Source organism: Pseudoalteromonas sp. SG43-6 (genome assembly GCF_014164365.1).
Lineage (GTDB): Bacteria > Pseudomonadota > Gammaproteobacteria > Enterobacterales > Alteromonadaceae > Pseudoalteromonas > Pseudoalteromonas rhizosphaerae.
In genome coordinates this window covers 51,789-67,689 of the sequence record NZ_JACJEZ010000028.1, presented here as the reverse complement: position 1 = coordinate 67,689, position 15,901 = coordinate 51,789, and the positions used below count along the sequence as shown (strand labels likewise).

General features: G+C 39.8%; 18 protein-coding genes. 14 read left to right on the top strand and 4 right to left on the bottom strand.

Features of this window, described 5'->3' with window-relative positions; all coding sequences use genetic code 11:
• The 3 genes from H5201_RS13345 to H5201_RS13335 form a co-directional block, all read left to right on the top strand.
• The coding region (locus H5201_RS13345; protein WP_182784818.1) for a DKNYY domain-containing protein at window positions 1–682 on the top strand (682 nt) is incomplete at its 5' end.
• 135 nt (window positions 683–817) lie between these two features.
• A complete protein-coding gene (erpA, locus tag H5201_RS13340; RefSeq protein ID WP_058560150.1) occupies window positions 818–1,156 on the top strand; it encodes an iron-sulfur cluster insertion protein ErpA in 339 nt (112 codons plus the stop codon).
• Between the two features lie 701 nt (window positions 1,157–1,857).
• A complete protein-coding gene (locus H5201_RS13335; protein WP_016708680.1) occupies window positions 1,858–2,097 on the top strand; it encodes a helix-turn-helix domain-containing protein in 240 nt (79 codons plus the stop codon).
• Window positions 2,098–2,163: 66 nt separating this feature from the next.
• On the opposite strand, the gene H5201_RS13330 is transcribed toward H5201_RS13335, so the two are convergent.
• Genes H5201_RS13330 through H5201_RS13315 form a run of 4 tightly spaced genes read right to left on the bottom strand, consistent with a single transcriptional unit; the run spans window position 2,164 to window position 5,921 of the window.
• Complete coding sequence (locus H5201_RS13330; RefSeq protein ID WP_145241306.1) at window positions 2,164–3,543, bottom strand: AmpG family muropeptide MFS transporter; 1,380 nt, start codon at window positions 3,541–3,543, stop codon at window positions 2,164–2,166.
• A 43-nt stretch (window positions 3,544–3,586) separates the two neighbouring features.
• Window positions 3,587–4,213 carry a peptidylprolyl isomerase gene (locus tag H5201_RS13325; protein ID WP_182784816.1) on the bottom strand — a complete coding sequence of 209 codons (627 nt, stop codon included), beginning with the start codon at window positions 4,211–4,213 and terminating at the stop codon, window positions 3,587–3,589.
• 2 nt (window positions 4,214–4,215) lie between these two features.
• Window positions 4,216–4,770 carry a YajG family lipoprotein gene (locus H5201_RS13320; protein WP_182784814.1) on the bottom strand — a complete coding sequence of 185 codons (555 nt, stop codon included), beginning with the start codon at window positions 4,768–4,770 and terminating at the stop codon, window positions 4,216–4,218.
• 2 nt (window positions 4,771–4,772) lie between these two features.
• Complete coding sequence (locus H5201_RS13315) at window positions 4,773–5,921, bottom strand: methyltransferase (protein WP_182784812.1); 1,149 nt, start codon at window positions 5,919–5,921, stop codon at window positions 4,773–4,775.
• 42 nt (window positions 5,922–5,963) lie between these two features.
• Here H5201_RS13315 and H5201_RS13310 point away from each other — a divergent pair, with 42 nt between their 5' ends.
• The 11 genes from H5201_RS13310 to nqrM all read left to right on the top strand — a co-directional run bounded on the left by H5201_RS13310 (window position 5,964) and on the right by nqrM (window position 15,846).
• Window positions 5,964–6,557, top strand: a complete 594-nt coding sequence (locus H5201_RS13310; RefSeq protein ID WP_182759573.1) for an alpha-ketoglutarate-dependent dioxygenase AlkB — start codon at window positions 5,964–5,966, stop codon at window positions 6,555–6,557.
• Window positions 6,558–6,630: 73 nt separating this feature from the next.
• Window positions 6,631–6,942, top strand: coding sequence for a BolA family transcriptional regulator (locus H5201_RS13305; protein ID WP_145241315.1), 312 nt, complete (start codon window positions 6,631–6,633; stop codon window positions 6,940–6,942).
• A gap of 100 nt (window positions 6,943–7,042) precedes the next feature.
• Window positions 7,043–8,236 (top strand): enoyl-ACP reductase FabV, encoded by a 1,194-nt coding sequence (gene fabV / locus H5201_RS13300; protein ID WP_182784810.1) that lies wholly within the window; start codon window positions 7,043–7,045, stop codon window positions 8,234–8,236.
• Between the two features lie 376 nt (window positions 8,237–8,612).
• Window positions 8,613–9,956, top strand: coding sequence for a Na(+)-translocating NADH-quinone reductase subunit A (locus H5201_RS13295; RefSeq protein WP_145241319.1), 1,344 nt, complete (start codon window positions 8,613–8,615; stop codon window positions 9,954–9,956).
• 4 nt (window positions 9,957–9,960) lie between these two features.
• A complete protein-coding gene (locus H5201_RS13290) occupies window positions 9,961–11,163 on the top strand; it encodes an NADH:ubiquinone reductase (Na(+)-transporting) subunit B (protein ID WP_145241321.1) in 1,203 nt (400 codons plus the stop codon).
• The gene (locus H5201_RS13285) at window positions 11,156–11,920 is read left to right on the top strand and encodes a Na(+)-translocating NADH-quinone reductase subunit C (RefSeq protein WP_145241323.1); all 765 of its coding nucleotides are present in this window, start codon (window positions 11,156–11,158) and stop codon (window positions 11,918–11,920) included. The genes H5201_RS13290 and H5201_RS13285 overlap by 8 nt, the downstream gene beginning before the upstream one ends.
• Window positions 11,920–12,552 carry an NADH:ubiquinone reductase (Na(+)-transporting) subunit D gene (locus tag H5201_RS13280; RefSeq protein WP_145241325.1) on the top strand — a complete coding sequence of 211 codons (633 nt, stop codon included), beginning with the start codon at window positions 11,920–11,922 and terminating at the stop codon, window positions 12,550–12,552. Before H5201_RS13285 ends, H5201_RS13280 begins: the two co-directional genes overlap by 1 nt.
• 10 nt (window positions 12,553–12,562) lie before the next feature.
• On the top strand, window positions 12,563–13,171 hold the full coding sequence (gene nqrE / locus H5201_RS13275; RefSeq protein ID WP_145241327.1) for an NADH:ubiquinone reductase (Na(+)-transporting) subunit E: 609 nt from the start codon (window positions 12,563–12,565) through the stop codon (window positions 13,169–13,171).
• A gap of 19 nt (window positions 13,172–13,190) precedes the next feature.
• A complete protein-coding gene (nqrF, locus tag H5201_RS13270; protein WP_145241329.1) occupies window positions 13,191–14,420 on the top strand; it encodes an NADH:ubiquinone reductase (Na(+)-transporting) subunit F in 1,230 nt (409 codons plus the stop codon).
• A gap of 97 nt (window positions 14,421–14,517) precedes the next feature.
• Window positions 14,518–15,549, top strand: coding sequence for an FAD:protein FMN transferase (locus H5201_RS13265; protein ID WP_149982043.1), 1,032 nt, complete (start codon window positions 14,518–14,520; stop codon window positions 15,547–15,549).
• Between the two features lie 84 nt (window positions 15,550–15,633).
• Complete coding sequence (gene nqrM, locus H5201_RS13260; RefSeq protein WP_149982042.1) at window positions 15,634–15,846, top strand: (Na+)-NQR maturation NqrM; 213 nt, start codon at window positions 15,634–15,636, stop codon at window positions 15,844–15,846.
• The last annotated feature ends 55 nt before the right edge of the window (window positions 15,847–15,901 follow it).

The window sequence follows — 15,901 nt, the reverse complement described above, 5'->3', positions numbered from 1 at the left end:
TTCAACGTCACTATATGCCAGCGACAATCATAGTTTTTATTATTTTGGGAAGCGGGTTTCTGATGTTGACCCTCGTAATATTAAAGGGCAATTAATCAGTCACAAATTATATTGGCTTAATGACACTCAAGTGGTCTTGAGAAATCAAATTATAGAAGCTGCAAATCCCCGAACATTTTCAAATTTTGATGATAACTTCCCACAATGGAATTATTCAGAAACAGAAGGGAAATATACAGTTTACTATGATGATGAAATATTGAAAGCTGTTGATTTCGACTCTTTTACACCGTTATTTAGCGGTTATGCCAAAGATAAAAACCACATTTTTTATGGCGAAAATATTATTGTACCGGAGGCCGACTTGCAGACGTTTGAAATACTCACTACAAGCTATGAGTTCGCTCGCGATAAAAGTAATATTTATTATTTATCTGGAAATGAAACGAGCGTAATAAACGGGCTTGATCCTGACTCTTTCGAGGAAATTGAGCGAAATTATATTAAGGATAAAAGTGGTGTATATCATTATAGCCAGTCTGATGGTGTTCAGCGCATCCATGATGCAGATGTTGAGAGCTTTGCAGTAACTTATTATGATGAAAGTACAAATTCAGATGCGCTAGATAAAAAGCACTATTACATGCGAGGTGAAATTGTCAGCTCTAGAAGTGACTTTTGATCAAGCTTATTGAAGATGGATTGGTTTTCCTGATGACAACCTAGTTATAGAAGAAATTAGTAGTTGTTTACTATACTTGATTAAAACACTCGGGTATTAGATAATCAAAACAATGTAGGTATAGAGGGTTATGGTATGTCAGAAGAATTACCCATTAAGTTCAGCGATGCAGCTGCTGTTCGCGTTAAACAGTTAATCGACGAAGAAGAAAATCCAGATCTAAAACTGCGTGTTTATGTAACAGGCGGAGGTTGTTCAGGTTTCCAATATGGTTTTACTTTTGATGAAAAAGCAAACCCAGGCGATTTAGAAATTGTAAAAAATGGCGTAACCTTAGTGGTTGACCCAATGAGTATTCAATATTTAGTTGATGGTGAGGTGGATTACACCGAAGGACTTGAAGGCGCACGCTTTTTTGTTTCCAATCCCAATGCAACTACCACCTGCGGGTGTGGCGCTAGTTTCAGCGTTTAAAGCAATTGATTAAAGCCGCAGCTAGCGGCTTTTTTATTACCTAAAAAATCTTCTTATCTAAAATTACTGCGTAGCTATTATTTCATTAACTGATGCTGTTGTTGCTGATCTGAGCTTTGTAACCTTGCTGACTTTAGCGCTTATTTTTTGTTTATAGATGCTAAGTGAACGTCAAATTGGCTTACTTTAGCTTAAGTCACTCATTTATGTAGGGTGAGTGACTTGGAGCATTAGAATAAAAAAACCTAACACTATTGCAGAAAACGCTAAAATATATATAAAGCCTTTCTTACCTTTTTTGATCGGTACGCCATTTGATTTAAGAAAAAAGTACCAAACTAAGCAGAGGATAATGGGTAGTAAAAACAATAATCTGAACATAAACGCTTGCTCCTAACAATAAAGGGACAGTTAATAATGTAACTATTTAATTTATAAGTCAAAAATAATTAATCATAAAAAAGGTTTATTTAAATTAATTATTTGTTACATTAAAAAGGAACTAATTATAGAACGTGCGTTTTGTTGTGACTTTAACAATAAAGCTGCTCATCTATAATAGCTGATTCCTTAAATGGGTACTCGGCTGAAATTAGTTATTTCACATGAGTCTGAATAGTATATAATGTATCCAAGAGCGAGACGGGCAAATTTCACTCTTAATTAATTAACTTTAAATCATCTAGTAGGAGATGTTTTTTATGATGGGTAAAACAGTTTCTTCTGAAGAAAACTCAAAACTAACCAAGTGGCTTAAAACTAAGCGTCACGAGAAAGGTCACACAATGCGTAGCCTTGCTCAAGTACTTGGTACACCACATTCATTTATTGGCAAAATTGAAAACCAAGAGCGCCGTTTAGACGTAATTGAATTTTTACGTTATTGTGATGCATTAGAAGTCGACCCGTATGAAGGTTTAGGCTTATTAAAAGAAGACTAATATTTAGTTTCTTTTTGTAAGCGCAGGGAAGCGCTCTCATTGATGTGAAATGATTTCTTTCCCTTATTAATTCCTACCGTGATAACTATTTTCTAATTCATACAATTTATGCCGAATAAGATATAAGAATATTAGTGATGGTATTACCATCAGGGCAGTCAAAATAAAAAATAACGACCAATTTCCACCTAACCAATCATCAATCACCACACCGCTATAACTTGAAAGTAAGGTTCGTCCTAAATTTCCCAATGACGCTAATAAAGCATAATGTGTTGCGCTAAAAGCGCGATCACATAGCATAGATATAAATGCTACCATAGCAACTAATGACCATGCTTGAGTAAAGCCATCGACGACAATTGCCATTGCGTACAAGTGTTCTTGCGGGCCTGCGAGAGCGATCCAAGAAAACATTAAGTTAGAAGCAGCCATTGCCACACCGCTAATAAACAAACCTTTAACGATGCCGTACTTGTGATTAAAAATACTGCCTAAAAATGCGAACACAATGGTGATAAGCCCCGTGCCGAGCTTTGAATAGTTTGCTATTTGAGTGTTTGAAAAGCCGACTTCTTTATAAAACACAATCGACATACGGGCCAAAAATGCTTCACCAATTTTAAATAAAAAGATAAAAGCGAGCAGCGCAAGTGCAGTCTTCACGCCATTACGAGCGAAGAATGTTTTAAAAGGATCAAGTACAGTAACAGCCAACCATGCTGCAACTTTAGTTAATTGTGTTTGCTTACCAAGCGCCAGCTTTTGCCGATAAATACGTTCTAGTTCAGCATGAACAACTTCGCGGTTAGATTCAGGTTCTTTTGCCCAAAATACACAACTCATAAGTAATAACATCACAATAGCTAAAAAGTAATACACTTGTGGCCAGTCAATACTTGGCATATCTGCCATATAAAACGGAATAGCACCTAGCAGAGCATAACCGCTCCACCAACCAGAAGTAGCCATTGCTGCTGCGGCGGTTGCTTTGTGGCTTTCGTTTTCACTGAGGGTATCGATACGAAAAGCATCAATAGCAATATCTTGAGTCGCTGAGGCGATAGCAATTAATAAGCACAACGCAGCTGCGATGGCTAAATGCGCGGTGATATCTAATCCTGCCAGTAAAATAACTCCCAGCAAAATAAAGCATTGGCAAAATAGTATCCAACTACGGCGCTGGCCTAGCCAGTTATATAGCAACGGCAGCTTTATTCTATCGACTAAGGGTGACCATAAAAAATTAATGCTGTAAGCACCAAATACAATACCAAATAAGCCAATCATGCTGCGACTGAGGCCTTCATCTTTTAGCCACGCAGACATCACGGAGCCTATGAGGACCCAAGGAAAACCGCTGCTCATACCAAAAATAAACACATTTATAAGTCGTTTATCTTTAAAGTACGAAAAATATTCTGATACCGACAAGCTTTTAGTCATAACGCCTTCATTGGCAATAGCGGTTTGGCCGCTATTTTTATTGTTATAGTGGGGTTGGCTCTAATACAGTTATATTTAAAATAACAACCGGGGTTTTTGGTACAAAGTCATAACCAATTTTTTCATTAAATCCCGTTTCAACTTGCATTATTTTATCAAGCGTTTCGTAGCCTTCCATTACCATACCGAACACGGCAAAGCCCCAGTCTTTACCTGGGTTTAGGTGGTCGTTATTGTCCATGTTAAAGAAAAACTGACGAGTACCAGAATGAGGTTGACGATCTTGATAGGCCATGGCGATACTGTACATATCGTTTTTTGAACCGTTACCGCTTTCATTAAAGATTGGATCGCCTTCATAAACGCCGTCGTAATTTCTATCGTAACCACCACCTTGAATGACAAAGTCTCGGTCGTTTTCTACATCACGTTCAACACGATGAAATACGGTGCCTTTATAGCTGCCATCCATCACGTAAGTTAAAAAATTATTGACGGTGATAGGGGCTTTTGAGCGATCCATCTCGACTATGATTTTCCCCATTGTGGTAGTTATTTCAACTCGTGGGAACATATTGTTTTTTTGCACAAAGCGTCCTTCGGTCGCTGCCATTACGGTTTGGCTAAGTTGCACTAATATAAATATAAATAATAAAAATAGACGTTTCATGGTTAACCTTCTAAAAATGCGAGTAATTCAGGGTCTGATACCATGCGGGTAATTAACTGCTCAGTCAACTTATTGAGTTGTCCTTCAATTTTTGCTCTATCGTGACCTAGCGGTCCTTCAAGGCTTGCATTACCACGGTAAATTTTACTGAAGTTACTATCGCTGCGAATAACACGCACACCTAATTCAATCTTTGCATTGCTGGTATGCGACATCATTTTTTCAGTTACTACGGCTTGCAGTGTATGAATATCAACTTCAAAACGAGTAGTCGCAAGATTTGAAATGCTTGCACTGTTTCGGCTAAGAGCGCTATCAAGGGCACTTTTAATTGATTCAGTAAGGCCTTGGCTGGCAATTGTTTGGGTTTTGTCTGAGGTTATTAATTTTAATGTTGCTGGGTCACCTCTAAGATCAATAACACTGGTACTTAAACTTTGATTAATTGAGCTTAATTTGCCACCTTGATAGAGCGGATTTAAGATCAATTGATTAGGCTGACTACTGCAAGCCGACAGTGATAATAAAGCACAACAAGGTAAAACATATTTCATCATAGCTATAGCATTCCATTATTTTTAGTGGCACTTAATACTACAAACTTTTTATTTGAACCAAGTAATTCACAATTGCCAAACATACGTTTTAGTTTGTCATGGTAGTCCAAGTGGCGGTTACCAATAATACGTAATTCTCCGCCATTTTTTAATGTGTCTTTGGCTTGTTTAAACATTTGCCATGCAATGTGATCTGTCACGGCTTGTGCTTGGTGAAAAGGCGGATTACATAACACTATATCGACACTTTCACGTTCAAAGCCCGTTAAGCAATCATTTTCAATAAAGCGGCATTGCTCAAACTTATCTTCCATATTAAGCTCTACAGTTAATCGTGCTGATTCAACCGCCATATATGATTCGTCCACAAAGGTAACTTCAGCATTAGGGCAGCGTGCGAGTGTCATCAAACCCACCACACCATTACCGCAACCTAGATCAATAATACTTTTTGCTTTATTGGTTTGTGGTAAAAAGTCAAAAAAGAACCGTGCACCAATGTCCAGAGAATCCCGCGAGAACACATTGGCGTGATTACTAATGGTAAAATCAGTGCCTTCAAGAGGCCAATTAACAGGAAAATCAGCAGCTTTATAACCACCTTCCGCTTGGCTAATAATTAGGCGAGATTTTTTCACTGCTAAACTAGTTTTAGTTTCACCAATAAATTGCTCGAAAGCTTTAATTGTTGAATTATGTACATCTTTGGTTTTTGCTGCGCCAATAACCGGAGTGCCAGGTGCGAGTACTTCGCTGAGCTCAGATAATTGATATTGCAAGAAGCCTAATGTGCGTGGCACTTTTAAAATAACTAAATCAACGTGTTCAGGCAAAGCCGATAAGCTATCTAGCTGGCTAAATGCGGTGGTTGGTATTTTATTTTCTGTTAAGTTGTAAGCCGCCGCTTGGTGGCTAATATAAGAATCGTTTACTGAACAAACCGTTAATTGTTGTTTACTAAAATAACAAGACAAGGCTCCAAAACTATCATTTAAAATCAGCAAAGAGCGACAATCAGGATAATGTTCAGTAACATAGTCAATTAGGTACTCGTCTGCTGAATCCCAAGCTTGTAAGCTACGGTTTTTTTGATCCAAAGGAAAACGTTCAAGAGTAAATGTTTTATCGCCGAACTGTGCTTGCGTGGTCATAATAGTTAGTGATCAGTAATCAAATGATAGGTAAATTCTAACATGCAACGGCAAAAGGCCAACCCCCATATGTTACCAAATGGCTTTTACTACCAAGCAAAAGCGTTAAGTGCGCAAAAAAGTCTCGATTTATTCTACTATTTACGCGACTCACTGACTTGGCAGCAACCAAAAACGACCGTGTTTGGGAAAACGAACCCCATTCCACGTATGCAATGTTTTATTGCTGATGCTGGTGTACGTTACGGTTATTCTGGTTCGACATTAAATGTTGAACCATGGCCTGATGTATTAGATGCCATGCGACTACGATTAAATAAACAATTTGATGTTGGATTTAATGCCTTATTAGTTAACTTATACCGTGATGGGAATGATTGCATGGGCTGGCACGCCGATGATGAAGCAGAACTTGGCCATGAGCCTATTATTGTATCGCTTTCATTAGGGGCTGAACGAGTATTTAAAATAAAACATAAAGTAACCAAGGAAGTCACTTCGCTTACGTTACACAGCGGCAGTTGCTTGGTTATGAATGGACTTAGCCAGCAACAATATCTACATGCGCTACCTAAACAAACACGTTTGGCACACCCTCGAATCAATTTAACTTTTCGAACAATTTTTCAAAAATGAATATTTGTTGGCCTTTATAGTAGTGGCCTTGATATAGTAAGCACATAAATAACCAGTAAAATATGAGTGTTTTATGTCAATGCAACAACAGATTGAAAGCAAGTTAGCTGATGCGATTGCGTGTAAGCACCTTAATGTGGTGAACGAAAGCCATATGCATAGTCGTGGTAGCGATTCACACTTTAAAGTGATTGTAGTAAGTGAAGAGTTTAGCGGTAAACGTTTATTGCAACGCCATCGTCAAATTAATGAAGTGCTAAAAGATGAGTTAGCGAATCATATTCATGCATTGGCTATCCATACTTTTACTCCTGATGAATTTACAGAGCAAAGTGGTCAGGTTGCTGACTCACCGACTTGTTTAGGTGGCTCTAAATTAGATTAGCGGCAAGGTCTGAGAGTACACAAAACTCATCAGACCTGTATTTTTACAATTAGCCTTTAAACTAGCGCTAATTTTTATTGAGATAAATATAGGATGATCAATGGTCATTAAGCCTAAAATTCGCGGTTTCATTTGTACTAACGCCCACCCAGTAGGTTGTGCAGAGCACGTACAAGAACAAATTAACTATGTAAAACAACAAGGCGCATTAAAAAATGCCCCTAAAAATGTATTAGTTATTGGTGCTTCAACTGGCTATGGCCTTGCATCTCGTATTACTGCTGCATTTGGTGGCGGTGCTAAAACTTTAGGTATTTTCTTCGAAAAAGAAGGTACTGAGCGTAAAACCGGTTCTGCAGGTTGGTATAATACTGCTGCATTTCAAGCGGCCGCAGACGCTGAAGGTTTATGGTCAAAAAATATTAATGGCGATGCGTTCTCTAACGAAATCAAACAAAAAGCGATTGATACAATTAAAGCGGATTTAGGCAAAGTAGACCTAGTTATATACAGCCTTGCATCGCCGCGTCGAACTGATCCAAATACCGGCGAAGTTTACTCATCAACGCTTAAGCCAATTGGTAACTCAGTTACGACTAAAAACTTAAACACCTCAAAACGTGAAATTGATGCTATTACTGTAGAAGCTGCAAACCAAGATGATATTGATAACACTATTAAAGTGATGGGCGGCGAAGACTGGGAAATGTGGATTGATGCATTAAAAGAGGCTGATGTACTAGCTGATAACTTTAAAACCAGTGCTTATACTTATATCGGTAAAGAACTAACATGGCCAATTTACGGTCACGCGACTATTGGTAAAGCGAAAGAAGATTTAGATCGCGCAACCGTAGCAATCAAAGAATCAACTAAAGCATTAAACGGTGAAGCTTATGTATCATCATTAAATGCAGTGGTCACCCAAGCAAGTTCTGCAATTCCTATTATGCCGCTTTATATTTCAGCGCTATTTAAAGTAATGAAAGCGGATGGGACCTATGAAGGCACAATCGAGCAAATTCACGCGTTATTTACTGAGAACCTTTATGGAGACTCACCACGCTTTGATGACGGCGGTCATTTATTCCAAAACTACAAAGAGCTGGAAGATGATGTACAAGCGCGTATTCAAACTGTGTGGGACAGCGTAACCACAGAAACAATAGACGAATTAACTGATTACGTGGGTTACCACAATGAGTTTTTACGTTTATTTGGGTTTGGTATTGATGTTGTTGATTATGAACAAGATGTCGATCCAGTTGCCGCTATAGCTAACATGATTGATTAATTCAGCCATGTTTATTTGAAAAGTCGCTATGGCGACTTTTTTTATTGATAAATTTTACTTTATCGTTATTTAGCGGATTAATTTCCATCCCACCTCGCAAGCAATAGCACTTTGGTCTATATTGAATTTTATTCAAATGCGGCTAATAGGTTAAATAACTGCTCCTGTCGTATAAATTTCATAATTACACTCGCATAGTGACCCTGATTGATGTTAAAATTCGGGCAATATATGTGAGGAATTTTACTGCGTTGCTTGTTTTGTAATTTAAACAGGCGGTTCTTCGTTATCTTGAATTTGGCTTAGGGTTATCAAGAAAAGCGACGTGGTCGGTACGATTTTTCAGTTTCTTTCCGTTAATGTAGTGCAAGTGCGTATGATCAACATAAAAAAAGGTCTGGACTTACCCATAGAGGGCGCGCCTCAGCAAGTTATTCATGATGGTTCTACCGTCAAACGTGTAGCTGTGCTAGGTGAAGAGTTTATTGGTATGCGTCCAACCATGCATGTTCGTGTGGATGACCAAGTTAAAAAAGGCCAGGTACTTTTTGAAGACAAAAAGAACCCAGGTGTATTATTTACTGCTCCAGCTGCTGGTACAGTAAAAGAAATTAATCGTGGTGCAAAACGTGTGCTGCAATCTGTCGTTATTGAAATAAACGGCAGTGAGCAAATCACCTTTGACGCTTTCTCGACTGAGCAACTTTCGAGTCTCGATCGTGAAAAAGCCAAAGAAGTACTGATCCAGTCAGGTCAATGGACAGCATTACGTGCTCGTCCATTCAGCAAAGTAGCAGCTGTGGATGCAAATCCTAGCTCGATCTTTGTGACGGCTATCGACACTAACCCTCTTGCTGCAGATCCTGCAGTGATTATTGCTGAAAATGTACAAGCATTTGAAGCAGGTTTAGCTGTGGTATCACGTCTGACTGATGGTAAGGTATTTGTTTGTAAACAAGCAGGTAGCCAAGTACCTAGCTCATCAATTCCTCAAGTAGAAGTACATGAGTTTGGTGGCGTACATCCGGCTGGCCTTGTTGGCACACATATCCATCACTTAGATCCAGTATCGGTAAGCAAGCAAGTTTGGCATATCGGTTACCAAGACGTTATTGCCTTTGGTCACTTATTCCTAACTGGTGAAATTAGCACAGACCGTGTGATTTCTCTTGCTGGTCCGCGTGTTAAAAACCCACGTTTAGTGAAAACTCAACTGGGTGCTGCTTTAGATGATTTAGTTGCAGGCGAATTAGAAGACGGCGATAACCGTGTTATCTCTGGCTCTGTTTTAGCGGGCGCTACTTCACAAGGTCCTCAAGCATTCTTAGGTCGTTACCACATTCAAGTATCGGTATTACTTGAAGGTCGCGAAAAAGAGTTGTTTGGTTGGATTGCTCCAGGCACAGATAAATTCTCAGTAACACGTACTTTCTTATCACACCTTACACCGAGTCGTTTATTTAAAATGACAACGTCAACAGGTGGTTCAAAACGTGCCATGGTACCACTTGGTAGCTATGAGCGTGTTATGCCTTTAGATATTTTGCCAACGCCTTTATTACGTGACTTAATTGCCCGTGATTTGGATAGTGCAATTTCATTAGGGGCACTTGAACTTGATGAAGAAGATTTAGCGTTATGTACCTTCGTTTGTCCAGGCAAATACGAGTATGGTTCAATCCTACGCGATTGCTTGACTACGATCGAGAAGGAAGGCTAGAGAGATGGGTTTAAAGAAATTTCTAGAAGATATCGAGCCGCATTTTGAAGCCGGTGGTAAACATGAAAAGTTTTATGCACTGTATGAAGCAGCTGCAACTATTTTTTATACCCCTGGTCACGTAAATAAAGGCGCGACACACGTTCGTGATAACATCGACCTAAAACGCATGATGATTTTAGTGTGGATGGCGACGTTCCCTGCAATGTTTTTTGGTATGTTCAATATCGGTCATCAGGCCGCTGGTGCATTAGCACAAGGTTTTGAACTAGCAAATTCTTGGCAAGTTGGCCTGTTCCAGATATTTGGTGGTGAATTAACTGCTGAATCCGGCTGGGGCGCTAAAATGTTTTATGGCGCATGTTTCTTCCTACCTATTTACGCAGTTACATTTGCTGTAGGTGGTTTCTGGGAAGTCATATTTGCTTCAGTGCGTAAGCATGAAATTAACGAAGGTTTCTTCGTAACGTCTGTGTTATTCGCGCTTATCCTACCTGCAACCATTCCTTTATGGCAAGTTGCACTAGGTATTACATTCGGTGTAGTAATCGCTAAAGAAATCTTTGGTGGTACTGGTCGTAACTTCTTAAACCCTGCATTAGCGGGTCGTGCGTTTTTATTCTTCGCATACCCTGCACAAATTTCAGGTGACACAGTATGGACAGCAGTAGATTCATTCTCTGGTGCAACTATGCTAGGTCAAGCGTTTGTTGGTTCACTTGATTACAGCAACATGGCTCTTTGGTGGGATGCGTTTTATGGTTTCATTCAAGGTTCAGTAGGTGAGACATCGACACTTGCATTGCTAGTTGGTGGCTTATTCCTCATTTACGTACGTATTGCTTCATGGCGCATCGTGCTAGGTGTGTTCTTGGGTATGGTGGCAACTGCATTCTTATTAAATGCTGTTGGTTCTGATACTAACCCAGTATTTGCAATGCCTTGGCATTGGCACTTTGTACTTGGTGGTTTTGCTTTTGGTATGTTCTTTATGGCGACAGACCCTGTGTCTGCAGCATTTACTGACAAAGCAAAGTTCGCATATGGCGCACTAATTGGTGTGATGGTAGTAATGATCCGTGTAATTAACCCTGCATTCCCTGAGGGTATGATGCTAGCAATCTTATTTGCTAACTTATTCGCACCATTGTTCGATCACTTCGTAGTGCAAGCTAATATCAAGCGGAGGTTGGCACGTAATGTCTAGTAATAACGAATCAATCGGCAAAACGCTAAGCGTTGTTGTAGCACTATGTTTAGTGTGTGCAATCATCGTATCGTTTGCTTCAGTTCAGCTTCGCCCTTTACAGCAAGCTAACAAAACGCAAGATATTCAAAAAAATATCTTGGCAGCTGCGGGCATTGATGTATCTGGTTCTGTATCAGAAACTTTTAAAGCTAAGATCGAAACTCGCCTAGTTAATATGGAAACAGGTGAGTCTCAAACTGGCGAAGCAGTTCAGGCTAAAATCGACGCTTTCGATTTTGAAAAAAGCAAGTTTGATCAAAAAATTAGCTTTGCATTAAAAGCAGAGGGCATTAAGGATATCGCTGGTATTCAGCGTATGACTCATGAGTCTCCTGCATATATCTCGAAAAAAGCAGATGGTTCTACAGATGCTATCATTTTACCAATCCAAGGTTATGGCCTTTGGGGTATTATGTATGGTTTCTTAGCGCTTGAAAGCGATGGCGAGACAATTAAAGATATTAACTTTTATAAGCACGGTGAAACACCAGGTCTAGGTGGGGAAATTCAAAATCCACAATGGACTGCTAAATGGGGTGGCAAAGAGCTACCTATTGATGTAGTAAAAAGCGGCGCTAAAAATGATCATCAAATTGATGGTTTATCTGGTGCAACTTTAACTTCAAATGGTGTTGATCACACAGTTGACTTTTGGACTGGCGAAAACGGCTTTGGTCCTTTCCTTGCGAGAGTACGTGAAGGAGCGTTGAAATAATGGCTGATACTAAAGAAATGAAGTCGGTCCTATTTGGTCCGGTACTGGCAAACAACCCAATCGCATTACAAGTACTTGGTATTTGTTCTGCGCTTGCGGTAACGTCGAGCTTAAAAAATGCTTTAATCATGTCAATCGCATTGACCTTGGTAACAGCGTTCTCAAGCTTCTTTATCTCAATTATTCGTAACCAGATCCCGTCATCTGTACGTATTATCGTGCAAATGACCATTATTGCATCATTGGTAATCGTTGTTGACCAAGTATTACAAGCCTTCTCTTATGCTACGGCGAAAGAGTTGTCTGTATTCGTTGGTCTAATCATTACTAACTGTATCGTGATGGGTCGTGCAGAAGCATACGCAATGAAGTCGCCGCCAGTAATGTCGTTCCTTGATGGTATCGGTAATGGCTTAGGTTACTCAGTAGTGTTACTGACTGTTGGCTTTATTCGTGAACTATTTGGTAAAGGGTCATTATTTGGTGTTGAAATCATCCCTCTTGTACAAGATGGTGGTTGGTATCAACCTATGGGTCTATTGATTTTACCGCCTAGTGCATTCTTCATCATTGGTTTATTCATTTGGGTACTTCGTACTTATAAGAAAGACCAAGTAGAAGCGAAAGGGTAAGGGGCAGACTGTGGAACATTATATTAGTTTATTCGTAAAAGCAGTTTTCATTGAAAACTTAGCTTTGGCCTTCTTCCTAGGTATGTGTACTTTCCTTGCAGTATCAAAGAAAGTTACAACGTCTATCGGTCTAGGTGTGGCAGTTATCGTGGTATTGGGTATCTCAGTACCAGTTAACAACTTGGTTTATCATGCGGTTCTTGCACCTGGTGCACTTGAGTGGCTTGGTTATCCTGACGCGGATCTTAGCTTTTTACGTTTCTTGACGTTTATCGGTGTTATTGCGGCACTTGTACAAATTCTTGAAATGGCATTAGATAAGTTCTTCCCAGCACTTTATAACGCGTTAGGTATCTTCCTACCATTGATCACAGTTAACTGTGCAATCTTTGGTGCGGTATCTTTCATGGTTGAACGTAACTATAACTTCACTGAATCAGTGGTTTATGGTATCGGTTCTGGTGTGGGTTGGGCGCTAGCAATTACTTTGCTTGCTGGTATCCGTGAGAAAATGAAATATTCAGACGTGCCAGACGGCTTACGTGGTTTAGGTATTACCTTTATCACTGTTGGCTTGATGGGTCTTGGCTTTATGTCATTCTCTGGCATTTCACTTTAATAGGTAGCGAGGATAAATCATGAGTTATGAGATTTTCTTAGGCGTTGGTGTTTTCATCGCTATCGTTGTACTGCTAGTTTTAGTCATCATTGGTGCTAAATCTCAGTTAGTTGCAAGCGGTGACATCATCATTGGCGTAAATGGCGATCCAGACAAAGCCATTACAACATCTGCAGGTACCAAGCTTTTAGGCGCGTTATCTGAGTCAGGTATTTTCGTATCATCTGCATGTGGTGGCGGTGGCTCTTGTGGTCAGTGTCGTGTACACATTCATTCTGGTGGCGGCGATATCTTACCAACTGAACTTGATCACATCTCTAAAGGTGAAGCCCGTGAAGGCTGTCGTTTAGCGTGTCAGGTAAATGTTAAAAATGACATGGAAATTGAACTTGAAGAGTCAATTTTCGGTGTTAAAAAATGGGATTGTGAAGTTATCTCTAACGATAACAAAGCAACCTTCATTAAAGAACTTAAACTACAGATCCCTGATGGCGAGTCAGTACCGTTTCGTGCCGGTGGTTATATTCAGATTGAAGCCCCTGCGCATCACGTTAAATATGCTGATTTCGATGTACCAGAAGAGTATCGTGGCGATTGGAACCATTTTGGTTTCTTCAAGCTGGAGTCAAAAGTAGACGAAGAAACAATTCGTGCTTACTCAATGGCTAACTACCCAGAAGAAGAAGGCATCATCATGCTTAACGTGCGTATAGCTGCGCCGCCGCCAAGAGATTTAAGCTTACCTTGTGGTAAAATGTCATCGTACATTTGGTCACTTAAAGAAGGTGATAAAGTAACTATCTCTGGTCCATTTGGTGAGTTCTTTGCAAAAGATACTGATGCTGAAATGGTATTTGTAGGTGGTGGTGCTGGTATGGCACCTATGCGTTCACACATCTTTGACCAACTTAAGCGTTTGAACTCTAAGCGTAAGATGAGTTTCTGGTATGGTGCACGTTCTAAGCGTGAAATGTTCTATGTTGAAGATTTTGACGGCCTAGCGGCTGAAAATGATAACTTCGTATGGCATACCGCGCTTTCAGATCCACAACCAGAAGATAACTGGGAAGGCTATACTGGCTTTATCCATAACGTGTTATTTGAGAACTATCTTAAAGATCACGAAGCGCCAGAAGATTGTGAGTTCTACATGTGTGGTCCTCCAATGATGAACGCCGCTGTTATCACTATGTTGAAAGACTTAGGTGTTGAAGACGAAAATATCTTACTAGATGATTTCGGTGGCTAACACCCGTATCAAAACAGTTTAGTTTTGGTTAGAATATCAGCCTCGTAGCAATATATGTTACGGGGCTTTTTTATTTCCATTACTTAAGTAGGCTGCTATGAATAGAGTTTTTCACCGACAAGGCATGATTGCCATCTTTTTTCTTACCCTCACTTTACTCATTAGTGGCTGTGGCCAAAATGATGAGCCCCAAGAGTTATACCTTGAAGGTAAAACTATGGGTACTACTTACCATATTAAGGTCTTCGCCAAGCAACAAAAGCTGGATTCATTAAATTTATTACCAGAAGTAACTCTGTTGCTAAAAGATATAAATCAATCAATGTCGACTTATATTGATGATTCTGAAATCAACACTTTTAATCGTCTTCCCGCAGGTCAAGTTATGCCTATTAGCCGTGATTTTAGAGCAGTTGTAAGCGAGTCCATCCGCTTAGGAGAGTCTACTAAGACTCTTGATGTGACCATGGGACCACTGATTGATTTATGGGGTTTTGGTCCTGATAAAAAACCAACAAAACGTCCAACAGATGAAGAGCTCGCAGCCATGGTTGCACAAATTGGGGTTGATAAACTAATACTGACTGAGCAAGGCCTAGCGAAAACAGTAGCGGGTTTAGAATTATCATTTTCTTCTACTGCAAAGGGGTATGGGATAGATAAAGTAGCTGAATTATTAGAAAGCCATGACTTAACTGATTATATGGTTGAGATTGGTGGTGAGTTACGTGTATCAGGTAAAAAACCGAATGATCAAGATTGGCGTATCGCTATTGAGCAACCGGATGCTGAGCCTGGTGTGCGTAAAGTGCACCGTGTATTAGCGCCGGGTAATAACGGCATTGCGACATCGGGTGATTATCGCATTTACTATGAGATGGATGGTATTACCTATAGCCATTTAATTGATCCAGCAACCGGTATGCCAAGTCGTCATGATCTAGTATCGGTTACTGTATTGCATCCATCAGCGATGACAGCTGACGGCCTTGCAACAGCACTGACTGTGATGGGGATGGATAAAGCCAAAGCCTATGCTGAAAAAAATGATTTACCGGTTTATCTGATCGGCAAATCAAAAGATGGCTTAGTGACTTATTCGAGCCCTGCATTTAAACCCTATTTGTAGCGCGGTTTAAATCAGTTTATAATAGCAACAGCTTGGTGATTATCATCAAGCATTATTTTATTGCTGATCAATAGGGGCTAAGCAATGTCACTTTTTCTTCTTACGTTTGGTTTACTGCTTTTAATTGTCGCAGCGATGGCTGTGGGCATGATAGTGCAAAAGAAATCTATGGCCAGCAGCTGTGGTGGTTTAGGCTCTGTAGGCATTGATAAAGCTTGTGATTGTGATGACCCATGCGACAAACGCAAAAAGCGTATGGCAAAAGAGCAAGTTTGGAAAGAAAACCAAATATTATAAGCTCTTGATAGCTATCAAATATACATTAAAAAGCGCCTCTTTAATAACAGGCGCT

Coding starts and splice junctions, on each gene's coding strand:
- erpA (WP_058560150.1), top strand. CDS start 818: ATGTCAGAAGAATTACCCATTAAGTTCAGCGATGCAGCTGCTGTTCGC.
- H5201_RS13335 (WP_016708680.1), top strand. CDS start 1,858: ATGATGGGTAAAACAGTTTCTTCTGAAGAAAACTCAAAACTAACCAAG.
- H5201_RS13330 (WP_145241306.1), bottom strand. CDS start 3,543: ATGACTAAAAGCTTGTCGGTATCAGAATATTTTTCGTACTTTAAAGAT.
- H5201_RS13325 (WP_182784816.1), bottom strand. CDS start 4,213: ATGAAACGTCTATTTTTATTATTTATATTTATATTAGTGCAACTTAGC.
- H5201_RS13320 (WP_182784814.1), bottom strand. CDS start 4,770: ATGATGAAATATGTTTTACCTTGTTGTGCTTTATTATCACTGTCGGCT.
- H5201_RS13315 (WP_182784812.1), bottom strand. CDS start 5,921: ATGACCACGCAAGCACAGTTCGGCGATAAAACATTTACTCTTGAACGT.
- H5201_RS13310 (WP_182759573.1), top strand. CDS start 5,964: ATGCAACGGCAAAAGGCCAACCCCCATATGTTACCAAATGGCTTTTAC.
- H5201_RS13305 (WP_145241315.1), top strand. CDS start 6,631: ATGTCAATGCAACAACAGATTGAAAGCAAGTTAGCTGATGCGATTGCG.
- fabV (WP_182784810.1), top strand. CDS start 7,043: ATGGTCATTAAGCCTAAAATTCGCGGTTTCATTTGTACTAACGCCCAC.
- H5201_RS13295 (WP_145241319.1), top strand. CDS start 8,613: ATGATCAACATAAAAAAAGGTCTGGACTTACCCATAGAGGGCGCGCCT.
- H5201_RS13290 (WP_145241321.1), top strand. CDS start 9,961: ATGGGTTTAAAGAAATTTCTAGAAGATATCGAGCCGCATTTTGAAGCC.
- H5201_RS13285 (WP_145241323.1), top strand. CDS start 11,156: ATGTCTAGTAATAACGAATCAATCGGCAAAACGCTAAGCGTTGTTGTA.
- H5201_RS13280 (WP_145241325.1), top strand. CDS start 11,920: ATGGCTGATACTAAAGAAATGAAGTCGGTCCTATTTGGTCCGGTACTG.
- nqrF (WP_145241329.1), top strand. CDS start 13,191: ATGAGTTATGAGATTTTCTTAGGCGTTGGTGTTTTCATCGCTATCGTT.
- H5201_RS13265 (WP_149982043.1), top strand. CDS start 14,518: ATGAATAGAGTTTTTCACCGACAAGGCATGATTGCCATCTTTTTTCTT.
- nqrM (WP_149982042.1), top strand. CDS start 15,634: ATGTCACTTTTTCTTCTTACGTTTGGTTTACTGCTTTTAATTGTCGCA.